We start from the raw sequence: 13,599 nt of genomic DNA on the forward strand, positions 1-13,599 counted from the left end.
CAACGAGCTAAAGTATCTTAGTAGAATGCTTGAATACCTGTCTGCGCGCGACCTAAGATAAGGGCATGAATGTCATGCGTTCCCTCATAAGTATTGACGGCCTCTAAGTTCATAACGTGACGGATAATATGGTACTCATCAGAGATACCGTTACCCCCATGCATATCACGAGCGACTCGCGCAATCTCCAGCGCTTTACCACAGTTATTGCGCTTAATAAGCGATATCATCTCCGGCGCCGCGTTATGCTCATCCATCAAGCGACCGACTCGTAGCGCCGCTTGCAGTCCAAGGGTAATCTCGGTTTGCATATTGGCAAGCTTAAGTTGTATCAGCTGAGTCGCTGCTAGCGGACGACCGAACTGCTTGCGATCTAAGGTGTATTGACGTGAGGCTTTCCAACAGAATTCAGCTGCCCCCATCGAGCCCCAAGCGATACCATAACGAGCTTTATTTAAGCAACCAAAAGGACCTTTGAGGCCCCGTATATCTGGAAAGGCATTAGCTTCAGGGACGAATACTTTGTCCATCACAATTTCACCAGTAACCGAAGCACGTAGCGAGAACTTACCTTCAATTTTGGGTGCCGATAAGCCTTTCATCCCTTTTTCTAATATGAAGCCACGAATGATACCTTCGTCATCCTTAGCCCAGACGACAAAAACATCAGCGATAGGGCTGTTGGTAATCCACATCTTGCTACCAGTCATCTCATAACCGCCGGCGACTTTGCGCGCGCGCGTCGACATAGAAGCAGGATCTGAGCCGGAGTCTGGTTCTGTTAAACCGAAACAGCCTACGTACTCACCAGAGGCCAGTTTAGGTAAGAACCTTTCTCTTTGTTCCTCAGTACCGTATTCATGGATAGGATGCATCACTAGACTTGACTGCACACTCATCGCTGAGCGATAGCCTGAATCGACCGCTTCGATTTCTTTGGCCAGCAGACCGTAAGCGACACTAGATAGACCAGCACAGTCGTAACCTTCAATAGTCACGCCTAGCAGACCCATTTCACCCATTTGACGCATAATATTGCGATCAAAATGCTCATTACGGTTGGCTGTAACGATATTAGGCATCAGCTCTTTTTGAAAGAATTGATGCGCTGTATCAGTAACCATGCGCTCTTCTTCAGTGAGCTGATCACGCAATAAAAAAGGATCTTCCCAATCAAAACTTGGACTGCTATTGGTACGTAGGCTAGTAGGTTCTGTCATGTCATGCTCCTGGTTTGCTCGATGTGCTGGTGTAAGAGTTTTAGTGTGCAACTGTCCGCTTTGAGATTGTAACTAGTAGGCCTAAAATCTTAAGCTAAAAATATCAAGAATAAGTGACTTGATTTATCAGTTCCACTGTGCGAAACTTAGTTTCATATTATGAAACCATTTAAGCAGAATTATAGACTGCTGTAAACCCTTATTGATAACTATGGCTATAAAATGATAAAAAACACTACTGCGCCTACCGCTTTATTAGAGCGGATGACTAACCAGCTTATACAAAGTAAAGCTGTTGATGATCGACAGTTCGTCACAGCGCTTGGACGTGGATTGACGCTATTAGCAGCGTTTGAGCAGTATGAACAGCTCAGCCATCAGCAGTTATGTCAGATGACGCAGCTACCCAAAGCTACCGTGACACGGCTCATCTATACTTTGACTACCCTTGGATTCTTGCGTACGACCATACAGGGACAATATCAGCTAGGCAGTAGCGCCATTCGTTTGAGTGCTACGGCTTGGAGCCAGCATGACTTAGTAGCCTTTGCGCAACCGCTGTTACGTCAGTTTGCGCTAGACCATGAAGTATCCGTAAATTTAGCGACAGAGATCGAAGGAGAGATGCGCTATTTGGCTTGTTGTCGTAGCCCAGCTCGGCTCTCGGTAAACTTACAAGTGGGCTCGGCGGTACCTATTGCAGATACCGCCATTGGTAGAGCTTTTTATGCGGTAAGCTCGCCTACTAGACAGAAGATTATTGATAGTAATTTGCAAGATCGACTTAGTGCAGCGGACTATCTTGATGCAACACCGACTTTACTAGACTCAGCGCAATATTACCAAAGCCACGGCTACACTCTCTCTGACGGTGAATATTCAGCAGATATTTCAGCGGTAGCGGTTGGGGTTTTTGATGTGACCACAGGACATTATGGCTATTCATTGAACGCTAGTGTGCCTAGATCAAACTGGAATGCAGAGCAATATGCGGCAATAATTGTACCTAAACTACAAGCGCTGGCTGAGCAGATTGGCGCTGGAGCTTAATACTGGTTTTAATTATTTATAGAGGACACTAAATAAGTCACACAGGCTATCATAGCGGTTGGCAATACGACCAAATACGTCGTCATCATTCGGGGTAAAATTAGCAGAGTTGTTCATAAATTGGCTGCGCTTTGGGTAGGGTTAAGTTGAGAATATAATTACGGTTTATAAGTTTTTGCTATTTTTGATAAATAGCATTACAAGTAATTTTGTAACCATAGCTCGGGTAAGATAGATAACGTCTTAGTTTCTTTTTTATAGAGAATTCAAACTTATTAGTTCAACCGATTATCGGCACGGTCTATATAAAAATAGTCATTATCGATATTAACGGAGGCTTTTCCAGAATAAAACTTAAAAGAGCTATCATACTGATAAGGAATAACCAATTTTCCATCCTGATCAATGCTACCCCATTTATCATCTTTCTCAACGGCCATCATGCCTTCAAAAGAGATACTTGCGCCTTCATATTCAATCGGAATAATCAGCTTGCCTACTGCATTAATAAAACCGTATTTACCATCAACCTCTACCCTAGCAACACCTTCAAAAAACTTTTCTATCTCGTCATAAATAAAGTCTGTAATCGGCTTACCAGCAGTATCAATTAAGGCGTATTTATTGTGGTGTTTTACGATAGCTACACCATCTTGAAAGTCATTAGCTTGATCGTAAATAAATGGTATAGCAACTTTGCCTGCTAAATCCAAATAACCAGATTTACCATTAATTTCTGCAGCTACTCTACCGCTGTCATAATGCCCTAAACTTTCATAAATAAAAGGTATATGAATATTATTATTTTTGTCAATCATACCCTGTTTGCCATCACGTATGACTGGTGCAAATCCTTGTTTAAAACTAAACGCAAATTGGTACACCATAGGAATTTGTAGTTTACCTTGAGCATTAATAAAACCAGAGACTCCGCTGCTAGGAGCAAATAATACTTGCTGATCCCCTTTATATACAGCTCCTAAGCCTTCAGAAAAATCGGTTGCATTATCAAATATATAATCAGTGATAAATTCACCCTTGTTATTAATATAAGCTTTTTTTCCAGTCTCAAAGTCATGTACGATTGCTAAACCCTCTGAAAACGAATCAATCAAATCGTATTGAGTTGGAATAACTTCAACACCATTTATATCTACTGCTCCCCAATATGGAACACGTTCAACGACGGACATACCGTCTTGCATACAAAGTTTGATAGTATATCGATTGGACTCAAAGGGTGGATATTTACAATACTCAATATCCATACTAGCATAAGAAAAATGGCTATAACTCAGCGCTAATAGCATTAATAACTTGATACCTTTCATACCTAACATGCCTAAATTCCTTTTTATTTCAGTATTACATCAGCAAAAAAGCTATAGAATCTTAACCCAACTCATCAAACTTTAATCCAAACTTCATTAAATATTTGCGCAAACGGTCACTATCATTAGGACTTTTTAGCTTATTTCGCGAATTAGCATAAAGATAACGCCCTGCTGTTGCTTGATTTTTGTGGCTAATACAAACCTCGATCACATAGGCCAACTGTATCGCCTCAAAGGGATCAATCGTAGCAAGCGTTTCTTCATCAAGGTATTGGGCTAAAACTTTATCGCTATTTTGTTCTATTACATCACTAGCGAATCTACTTCCAGACTTAGTATTACTTAGGCTATTTTTAGATTGTATGACTGCCGATGATGACCACAGCTCAGTTAAGCGCTCAATCTCAGCTTGCACATCGACTACTCTAATAACTTTACTATCAGCCAGCGTGGTTAAGCGAATCATACTAGCGGTTAAATCACGAAAATTGCCTTGCCATGTGGCCTCACTGCTCATTGCAAAGTCTTCATACCTTTGCCGTGCACTCGGCTCAAAGCGATATTGCTGCTGCTGCTCGCTACCTAAACGTGCCAGCTCATAATCAATATTGGCAGGCAAATCTTCTAATCTATCTTTGAGTGACGGTAAAAAAAACGTCCAAGTATTAAGCCGTGCAAATAAATCTGCTCGGAACTCTCCGTTAGTAACCTCTTGGCGTAAGTCCTTGTTCGTCCCTGCCATCAGCTGAAATGAAACCTCAATCGATGTATCGCTACCGAGTGGATAAAAGCGCTGCTCCTCTAAGGCCGTTAACAGCATTGCCTGCTCATCTAAGCCCAACTCGCCAATCTCATCTAAGAATAATAAGCCCCCATCCGCTGACTTAAGCAACCCTTCTCGGTTTGCTGCTGCACCAGTGAAGGCTCCCTTGACATGACCGAATAACACACTCATTGCGGTATCACCGCGCAAAGTGGCACAGTTAACTTCAACGAAGTTATCAAGGGCATATTTACTTTGAGTAGCGTTATCGGACTTGGCTTTTTTGATCGCATAGATTTGGCTCGCCAGCTGCGACTTACCTGCCCCTGTGGCCCCCATTAATAGTATCGGTGCGGTGGAACGAGTCGCCACCTTTTCGATATTAGAAATCAGTTGCTGATAAGCGGCATTTTGGGTAACTAGATTGGCTTGTAGGGTCTGCCAATGTTGCGCTTTTTCAGCCTCAAAGCGGGCGCGTAAACTATCATAGCGCGAAACATCCAAATCAATAATCTGATAGCGACCTTGCGGATCAGCTAGATCAGGTCTAGGGCAAGGCGAGGTTTGGATAAAATTAGCGGGGATAAATCCTGCTTCTACTAGCAGGAACCAACAAATCTGTGCCACGTGAGTTCCCGTGGTTAGATGCAGCAGATAATCAGTCTGCGCATTGAAATCAAAGCCCGCTACAAAGTCATAAAGCTCAGCATAAACATCAGCAAAATCCCAAGGGCTTGATAGCGTCACATGATGGCCAATAACTTGCGTTTGCGGGCTGACTCTTGCCACGTCATCGACAACTATCTTAAATAGTCGATTATCACGGGTGCTATATAAAATATGCAACTCATCAACGAGCAAATCATCATGCAGAGCTAAGCTGACCGTCGGTCGCCAACGCTGCCAACGTTTGTCGTTAAAGCCATTGTCTAGCGTGGTTCCGAGGAGGCCGATGACGGCGGTTTTGTTAGACATAGTTTTTTGTTCCGAGTTTTAATTTTTATTCAATTGTTTTAATTGATGTTCTAGTTCGTAGCTAACTCACGATAGTTTGCGTAGGCTGGGCTTTTAGCTCAGCGTTAGAGCTTTGCAAAGTATAAATACTGGGTTAAAGACCCAGCCTACGATGATAATATATTATATATATCAATAACTTATAAATTAATATAGAAAATATATAAAACTTGGCACAGCTTTAGCATTATATAAAGTAAGACTATTCATTCATAAATTTATTTTAAAAGCTAAGGAGCAAACTCATGCAACCATCTAACCATAATGTAATACAAGAAGGTGGAGCACCGATTCGTCTATGGACGCAAGGTGTGCCTGTCGAAGAGCAAGCTCGCCAGCAGCTAATTAACACCTCAAAAATGCCATTTATTTATAAATGGATGGCGGTAATGCCAGATGTGCATTTGGGTATGGGTGCCACTATCGGTAGTGTAATTCCGACCAAAGAAGCCATTATCCCAGCAGCCGTTGGTGTCGATATCGGTTGTGGCATGATGGCGGTGCAAACTACCCTGACGGCAAATGATTTGCCCGATAACTTGTACGCTCTACGTACAGAATTGGAAAAGGCTATTCCACATGGACGCACGCCAAGAGGTCGACGTGATACAGGCTCTTGGACCAATCCTGACGATACGGTATTGAAGGGTTGGAGAACGCTAGCTGATGACTTCAACTATCTATGCCAAAAGCACCCACGGCTAAAGAACACTAATAATCTTAAGCATTTGGGAACCCTAGGTACGGGTAACCACTTTGTAGAAGTATGCTTGGATGAGACTAATCAGGTGTGGATTATGCTGCACTCAGGCTCACGTGGCGTAGGTAACGCTATTGGTCGCTACTTTATCGAGTTGGCGCGTGAGGATATGCGTAAGTGGTTTATCAATTTGCCGGATAAAGACTTGGCCTACTTTAGCGAGGGCACAGAGCACTTTGATGATTACTGGTTTGCCGTGGGTTGGGCGCAGCGCTTTGCTTTTAAGAACCGAGAGATTATGATGGAAAATGCTATCAAAGCACTCCGTCAAATCATTACTAAGCCTTTTGATGCAGCGGTAAAAGCGGTGAACTGTCACCATAATTATGTAGAAAAAGAAGAGCATTACGGCGAATCGGTTTTTGTCACTCGTAAAGGCGCAGTTCGTGCCCGCATTGGTGAGTACGGTATCATTCCCGGCTCAATGGGCGCCAAATCCTTTATCGTACGCGGTAAAGGTAATGAGGAATCGTTCTGCTCTTGCTCACACGGTGCCGGTCGGGTTATGTCACGCACCCAAGCGAAAAAGCAATTCACGGTAGCGGATCAAATCGCGCAAACTGAAGGCGTTGAATGCCGTAAAGATGCCTCAGTAATTGATGAAATCCCAGCGGCGTATAAGAACATCGATGATGTGATGCACGCTCAACGTGATTTGGTAGAAGTGGTACATACGCTTCGTCAGGTGGTTTGTGTTAAAGGCTAGGCGTAAGATTATTAGAGGCTATGTGCTTAGCTGAAAAAAGCAAAAGCTGAGAAAGCATAGCCTCAACATTGGAGTTCTTTAAACGCTGGTAAATATGCTTTTCATAATTTTTCTTTCTTCAAGAGTTATGTTCGCGCCTCTTCCCTCGGCAAAATCGAGCATAATGTATCGGTTGTAGGCTGGGTTTTTAACCCAACTTCACAAGAGTCAGGCTATTCTTGGCTAACCCTGTAATTAAAAATTATAATGAGAAGCTTAATTTATCCCTCTGAAATACTACTTTTATAATAAAGGATTAATTTTGATGAATATTCAAGAAAAGTTAAAAAAAGAAAATTGGAACTATGAAATAGCGGAAGGTGAATACTACGGATATTATTCACTAACTAAACACCTTTTAGCTTTAGCTAAAGAATCTACAAATAATAATGAAGAAAGCCAAGTAAAAATATTCAACCTATTAGCACAGCTTTGTCATTTAGATTTTGATGCAAATAATAAAGTATCTCCTTATGGAGACATTCAAAATATCGTAGCAGATAAAGTAGAATGGCTTACAGATATAATAGACGATATTCATGAACCACTGCTGAAAAATAGAGTTGCTGATGTACTTTGGTTATACCATGAGCATAGAAATATTACATACGTCCATCAGGTTATTGATTCGGCAACATCTATGGATTTAAGTCAAAATTTTGCTAGCCAAGATATTTTAGCCTGCTTTAGAAGAGCAACAATACTTGCTCTAGGAACAAATCAAAAGGTTAAAATTAATGAGCTTTATACTTATTTACTCTTAGAAATAGATAACAGTGCCGATGAAAGATACTTCAAACTTGGTATTGCTAGAGTTATTCTCGATTCAGGTTTGAATAAGAATGAAGAATATATACTTGCTAAAAAGATGCAGCAAATAGCGGAGTCTAAAAAAACTGAGTCTCACGTGAAAATGACACAAGCTATCGATTATTTAGATTTTGTGATTGATTCATATCATAAGTCTAAGAAAAAACAAAGTAAGTCCGAAGCTAACAATAAAAAAGGGCTTTATCTTGAAGTACATGCTGATAATAGAATGCTAGATAGTGGTCTAGCAGCTTGTGATTTTTATAAAAAAGCCCTTAATGCTTTTCAGGGTGTAGAACAACCATTTCGTGAAAACTTAAAAACTGAAGTAAGCATTAAAAGAATAAGACAAAAAATTAATGATGCAAACCTGTCTGGACTAAACTCTATGCAAATGACCGAAACTGCAATTGATGTTTCTGAACTTACTGAACAAGCAATTAGTCATGTCACTGGTACTACTAATTTATCAGAAGCCTTGAAAAGGTTTATAAATATAGTTCATGAACCAGACTATCGGGGGATGAGAGAACAGTACCACCCTAGTGTAATAGATTTTCTTGGAGGTAGTAGAGCAGTTTCACCCGTTGATGGTCGTACCATAGCAATAAATAAAGGCATTGATATAAATGACCCTAACAGTATAGAAGAGTGCAAAAACGACCATGCTATTAAGTTATTAATGACTAGAATCAACTTGACTATAGAAAGTCAAGTTTTACCCGCACTGGCTCAAATTAATTCAGAACATGTATTTACACGTGATTACCTAGAAAACCTATGTGAGCAAGCTCCTATTGTTCCACTTAATCGTCAGAAGTTAATGGGTCATGCCTTATATGCAGGGTTTCAGAAAGATTACTATACTTCAACGCATGTACTATGCCCTCAGTTTGAACATATGATTAGAATGATTCTAAAAGATTCAGGTGTCAAAACGTCCTACATTGACCCATCAAATAATATTGAATCTGAAAATGGTTTAAGTACATTAATGAATTCTCCAGAGCTAATTAACTTGCTAGGTGAAAATCTATGTTTTGAAATTAAGACTCTATTTACAGATTCTAAGGGGTTTAATTTACGCAATAATATTGCTCATGGATTACTAGATGACGCACATGCAGTTACATCAGGAAGTATTTACGCTTGGTTCCTAATCTTACGAATGATTATAAAATCATTTGAAAACAATGTAGCACATCAAATTTAGTAAAAGGAAAACCAAAATGAAACTAGCCGAAGCCCTACTTATCCGTAGCGATATGCAAAAAAAGCTTGCTCAGCTAAAAGGTCGTATCAAGGCCAATGTCAAAGTACAGGAAGGTGATACGCCAAGTGAGGACCCAAACGAGCTAATGATTGATGCTAGCCAAATTATTACTGAATTAACCGCGTTAATTGAGCAGATTCATCGTACTAATGCGGTTGCTAAGACTGATAAAGGTCAGTCGATGCTAACCCTACTGGTTGAGCGCGATACTTTAGAGCTGCGCCATAAGCTGTTGCTTGAGGCAATAGAAGCGACGCAGACTGAGGCGGATCGTTATAGCCCTCGTGAGATTAAATGGAACATTATTGTTTCAGTCGCCAGTTTGCAAAAGCAAGCCGATGATATCGCCATGAAGTTACGTAAGATTAATATTGTTATTCAAGCCAATAACTGGCAGATTGACCTTATTGAATAACGTTGAGAGTTGTCGTAGGTTGGTTTTTTAACCCCACATTTTAATCTTGCAGAGCCTTGAAGCTGGGTTAAAAACCCAGCCTACTCTCAGCCATTGAACCACTATTTTAAACTTTATATTTTAGAATTTTCTATGCGCCACTTTTAAGAGCATAGACTACCTCCTTGGAAACGACTGAGCGAGTGTCAGACCCCGTATGTTCGACAGCAGGGGGTTGAAAATATACTGCAGTGGTAAACAACGCTGCGGGCAGGCGTAATATCAAAAGACGTTACACGGCATGCCTTGCACTTAGTATAAGTTACTATGCACTTATTAAACTTTACTACCAGACACTGATGGTCGATTTCAATCTTAATTATAACGGTGCATGGAATGCACCCTACAATGATCTAATTCATTGTTTCAACCAAAAATTTTAGAATTTTCTATATGCCTATTTTAAGCATATAGACTACCTCCTTGGAAACGACTGAGCGAGTGTCAGACCCCACATCTCCACAGCAGGGGGTTGAAAATATACTGCAGTGGCTGCTACACGTTGCGGGCAGACGTATTTTTTACTATTAATGCCCCATACACGTCACAGCTCACAAGGTACACTTTAGACCTTACTACCAGACACTGACAGTCGTTTTCAATTTATTTATTGAGGTTACCTCTGGAAATTCTATTTAAAGAATTTTCCTTGCAAGCTTAACAAAGCAGTGCTTTGTTTTAACAGCTCTCAGGTTTCAATTTATTTTCAATACTCTTCATTATCCTATAAAAATTTTATACTCATGCTATAGATATCATCAAATAATAAAGAAAATCATTATGACCACAGCTAAAAATAAAACCCTAAAAATCGACGGTAGCACAGGTGAAGGCGGTGGACAAATTATCCGTACCGCTCTATCGCTATCCATGCTGACAGGCATACCTATCGAGATCACTAATATTCGCGCAGGTCGCGCCAAATCTGGTCTGATGCGTCAGCATTTAGTATGTCTGCAAGCCTCGCAACAGATATCAGATGCCAAAGTGACAGGTGCGCATTTAGGCAGTACGGCTTTTAGCTTTACGCCTAATGCTGTCAAGGCGGGCAACTATCAGTTCGATATTGGTTCGGCAGGTAGCACCACCTTAGTCCTACAAACCTTACTCCCGGCTCTATTGTTCGCCAATAGCGATAGTAGCGCAAAATCGACAGTCACTATCAAAGGGGGTACTCATAATCCGTTGGCACCGACTACCGATTTTTTGACCCAAGCATTCTTGCCAGCATTGGCTAAATTAGGCATGCAAGTCGATATCCAATTATTACAAGCAGGTTTTGCGCCGGTCGGTGGCGGAGTGATAACCGCTACCATAAGCCCCTTTATGCGCCGTGCCGATACTGCAGCTTTTGAGCTAACTGAGCGTGAAAAACTACTGCACATTGAGCTGATTGCCAGCATCCTTAATCTCGATTATGATATCTGTACTCGTGAGCTTGCCAGCAGCAAAGCAGCCCTCATCGAAGCAGGTATTTATGATGGACTTATAACTACTCAGTCTAATAAGCTACAAGGTGTCGGTGAAGGTAATAGCTGTTATGCCATCGTCACTCACCAACTTAAAAATACACCTACAACAACTGATGCTCAAGCAGGCCAGCCAACCTATCCAGATCTTCAATACCAGCAAAGCCATAATCTACATCACGAAGTATTTACTTTGCTCGGAGAAAAGCGTACTTCTGCTGAAAAAATGGGTAAGCGCTTAGCCGGATTGGTTAAACGTTATTTGTCTACCAGCGAGGCCTTAGTCGATGAACATTTAACCGATCAGCTACTATTACCATTAGCACTAGCTGGTGGCGGCGAATTTAGCGCTAGAGTTATTAGTCAGCACACCGAAACCCAAGCTTGGCTGATTGAGCAGTTTTTGCCAGTTAAGATTACTTTTGAGACTTTGGCGGATAATCAAATACTAGTGCAAGTTATCTGCTAGTGAGATTAGCTATAGCCTTGCTGCCTGATGAGCAAGTATCAAGTATACAGGCAGCTGGTCGAATCAAGTGATTCTGCTGAACAGCGCTTTGCTATATTAGCAAGCCGTTACTCAATTCTTGCTTAGCCATGATATTATAAGGGTATAATGTCGACTCTGACTTTAGCAGCGATCAATCCTGCTATTGCGGGTTTTTTATTGCGTTTTTACTCTTCCAAATTCTCATTGCTGAGCCGAGCCTTGCCATGCCCCAATCTCGTACTAATCTTAATCCTAAGCCCAAACAAGACTCTCCTTATATGGTCGGTTTGCTACTGCGTTATAGCACTTTTGGCGCCGCTATCTTACTATTTTTAGCTGGGATATTACTGCTCAAATGGTGGCTCATCATCATCGGCGGCTTTGGCGTAGCGCTAGGCATTTATGACCTGATACAGTCTAAGCATGCCATTTTGAGCAACTATCCTGTGGCCGGTCATATTCGCTACGTGCTTGAGGATTTTCGTCCTGAGATTCGTCAGTATTTGTTAGAGGATGATAAAGAACAAGTTCCTTTCTCACGCCAGCAACGTGCCTTAGTGTACCAACGCGCTAAAAACGTCAGTGACACTAATGCTTTTGGTACTTTAGATGACTTATATGCTCATGGTAAAGAATGGTTTTTGCAGTCAGCAGTTAGCCAGCCTCTAAAGAATACCGACTTCCGCATTAGCGTAGGTGGTGAGCGTTGCCAGCAGTCTCATGATATGTCAGTGTTTAATATCTCAGCGATGAGCTTTGGTAGTCTGTCGGCTAATGCCATTATGGCGCTTAACCAAGGCGCAAAACTGGGGGGCTTTACTCATGATACTGGCGAAGGAGCTATCAGTCCTTATCATCGTAAATTCGGTGGTGATTTGATTTGGGAATTAGGGACTGGTTATTTCGGTTGCCGTGATACTGATGGTCATTTTAGCCCGCAATCGTTTGCGGAAAAAGCTGTCGATCCACAAGTAAAAATGATCGAAATCAAACTATCGCAAGGTGCAAAACCTGGTAAAGGGGGCGTATTGCCATCCGAGAAGATCACTCAAGAGATTGCTGATACTCGCCAAGTACCGCTTGGTCAGGATTGTGTTTCTCCAGCTACTCATACCGCTTTTAATAATCCGCGTGAGTTGGTTGCTTTTTGGCAGCAGTTACGTGAATTATCAGGGGGCAAGCCAGTAGGCTTTAAGCTCTGCATCGGACAGCCTTGGCAGTTTATGGCTATCGTCAAAGCGATGATTGAAGCGGACAACTATCCTGACTTTATCGTCGTTGATGGCGCTGAAGGCGGTACGGGTGCGGCTCCAGTCGAGTTTATGGATAATATTGGCATGCCGATGGTCGATGGCTTTTTACTAGTGCACAATACTCTAGTTGGTGCTGGTATTAGGGATAAGATTAAGCTTGGCGTTAGTGGCAAGATAGTATCAGGTTTTGATATTGCACGAATGATTGCTTTAGGGGCAGATTGGTGTAATTCAGCACGTGGCTTTATGTTCGCAGTCGGTTGTATTCAGTCACGCTCATGCCATACTAATACGTGCCCAACTGGGGTTGCTACTCAAGATCCGCATCGCCAAAAAGCGCTTGATGTCCCTAGCAAAGCTGAGCGTGTGGCTAGCTTTCATAAAAACACCGTTAAGTCGCTTGCCAGTATCGTTGGTGCGGTAGGATTACAACATCCAAGCCAGCTGCAGCCTTATCATATTGCCCGACGTCTCGAAGATGGACAAATCAAGTTACTGTCTAAGTTCTTTTATTTCACTGATGAAGGCGCACTGTTAGATCATAGTGCACGCGCTGATGTGTTTAATCAAATGTGGGTTATGGCTAATCCTGCTAGCTTTTTAGCGGATAACGATGCCTTGATTGCTTATAACAAAGACTCACGTGATAAAGGCAAACAGACCAAAGCGCCCACTCTGGATTCTCATGATAGCGTGGTAGATGAAAATAATAACGGCAGATTAATTGGCAATGCAAATCATACCTTCCGTGACTTACCAACGCCCTTATAATAAGATTTTGTGAAAAAAGTGCTATAAATCGTTGTAAACGAAACGGCGTCTTAGCCTTTGTTAAAAACGATTTAACATAGCGGCTAAAAGCACTTGTGAAAAATTTATTAGGGCGTATTAATCATTTAATGCGCCCTATTTATATTACCTCTAGTTACTTTGATTGTTTTAACCAGATTATATATCTATTTTA

At 41.6% G+C, this 13,599-nt stretch carries 9 protein-coding genes; 6 read left to right on the top strand and 3 right to left on the bottom strand.

Annotation, left to right across the window (positions count from 1 at the left end; translation table 11 throughout):
• Positions 1–17: 17 nt before the first annotated feature.
• Positions 18–1,220, bottom strand: a complete 1,203-nt coding sequence (locus tag KPY62_RS03875) for an acyl-CoA dehydrogenase (protein ID WP_216580900.1) — start codon at positions 1,218–1,220, stop codon at positions 18–20.
• A gap of 222 nt (positions 1,221–1,442) precedes the next feature.
• On the opposite strand from KPY62_RS03875, the gene KPY62_RS03880 reads away from it, so the two are divergent.
• On the top strand, positions 1,443–2,270 hold the full coding sequence (locus tag KPY62_RS03880) for an IclR family transcriptional regulator (protein WP_216580901.1): 828 nt from the start codon (positions 1,443–1,445) through the stop codon (positions 2,268–2,270).
• Positions 2,271–2,545: 275 nt separating this feature from the next.
• Here KPY62_RS03880 and KPY62_RS03885 read toward each other — a convergent pair whose 3' ends face one another.
• Together KPY62_RS03885 and rtcR are read right to left on the bottom strand one after the other, a co-directional pair.
• Positions 2,546–3,610 (bottom strand): WG repeat-containing protein, encoded by a 1,065-nt coding sequence (locus KPY62_RS03885; protein WP_216580902.1) that lies wholly within the window; start codon positions 3,608–3,610, stop codon positions 2,546–2,548.
• 52 nt (positions 3,611–3,662) lie between these two features.
• Positions 3,663–5,342, bottom strand: coding sequence for an RNA repair transcriptional activator RtcR (gene rtcR / locus KPY62_RS03890; RefSeq protein WP_216580903.1), 1,680 nt, complete (start codon positions 5,340–5,342; stop codon positions 3,663–3,665).
• 284 nt (positions 5,343–5,626) lie between these two features.
• On the opposite strand from rtcR, the gene KPY62_RS03895 reads away from it, so the two are divergent.
• From KPY62_RS03895 to KPY62_RS03915, 5 genes are all read left to right on the top strand, one after another.
• Positions 5,627–6,847 (top strand): RtcB family protein, encoded by a 1,221-nt coding sequence (locus KPY62_RS03895; RefSeq protein ID WP_216580904.1) that lies wholly within the window; start codon positions 5,627–5,629, stop codon positions 6,845–6,847.
• A gap of 304 nt (positions 6,848–7,151) precedes the next feature.
• Positions 7,152–8,909 (top strand): DUF4209 domain-containing protein, encoded by a 1,758-nt coding sequence (locus KPY62_RS03900; protein WP_216580905.1) that lies wholly within the window; start codon positions 7,152–7,154, stop codon positions 8,907–8,909.
• Positions 8,910–8,925: 16 nt separating this feature from the next.
• Entirely contained in the window at positions 8,926–9,384 is a 459-nt protein-coding gene (locus KPY62_RS03905; protein WP_216580906.1) for a DIP1984 family protein, read from the top strand.
• Between the two features lie 819 nt (positions 9,385–10,203).
• Positions 10,204–11,361 carry an RNA 3'-terminal phosphate cyclase gene (gene rtcA / locus KPY62_RS03910; RefSeq protein WP_216580907.1) on the top strand — a complete coding sequence of 386 codons (1,158 nt, stop codon included), beginning with the start codon at positions 10,204–10,206 and terminating at the stop codon, positions 11,359–11,361.
• A 245-nt stretch (positions 11,362–11,606) separates the two neighbouring features.
• Positions 11,607–13,406 (top strand): FMN-binding glutamate synthase family protein, encoded by a 1,800-nt coding sequence (locus KPY62_RS03915; protein ID WP_216580908.1) that lies wholly within the window; start codon positions 11,607–11,609, stop codon positions 13,404–13,406.
• Positions 13,407–13,599: the final 193 nt, after the last annotated feature.

It is taken from the genome of Psychrobacter sp. TAE2020 (assembly GCF_018919485.1).
Classification (GTDB): domain Bacteria; phylum Pseudomonadota; class Gammaproteobacteria; order Pseudomonadales; family Moraxellaceae; genus Psychrobacter.

Bases quoted from the DNA above. Each gene is read 5' to 3' on its own strand.
- KPY62_RS03875 (WP_216580900.1), bottom strand. From the start codon at position 1,220: ATGACAGAACCTACTAGCCTACGTACCAATAGCAGTCCAAGTTTTGAT.
- KPY62_RS03880 (WP_216580901.1), top strand. From the start codon at position 1,443: ATGATAAAAAACACTACTGCGCCTACCGCTTTATTAGAGCGGATGACT.
- KPY62_RS03885 (WP_216580902.1), bottom strand. From the start codon at position 3,610: ATGTTAGGTATGAAAGGTATCAAGTTATTAATGCTATTAGCGCTGAGT.
- rtcR (WP_216580903.1), bottom strand. From the start codon at position 5,342: ATGTCTAACAAAACCGCCGTCATCGGCCTCCTCGGAACCACGCTAGAC.
- KPY62_RS03895 (WP_216580904.1), top strand. From the start codon at position 5,627: ATGCAACCATCTAACCATAATGTAATACAAGAAGGTGGAGCACCGATT.
- KPY62_RS03900 (WP_216580905.1), top strand. From the start codon at position 7,152: ATGAATATTCAAGAAAAGTTAAAAAAAGAAAATTGGAACTATGAAATA.
- KPY62_RS03905 (WP_216580906.1), top strand. From the start codon at position 8,926: ATGAAACTAGCCGAAGCCCTACTTATCCGTAGCGATATGCAAAAAAAG.
- rtcA (WP_216580907.1), top strand. From the start codon at position 10,204: ATGACCACAGCTAAAAATAAAACCCTAAAAATCGACGGTAGCACAGGT.
- KPY62_RS03915 (WP_216580908.1), top strand. From the start codon at position 11,607: ATGCCCCAATCTCGTACTAATCTTAATCCTAAGCCCAAACAAGACTCT.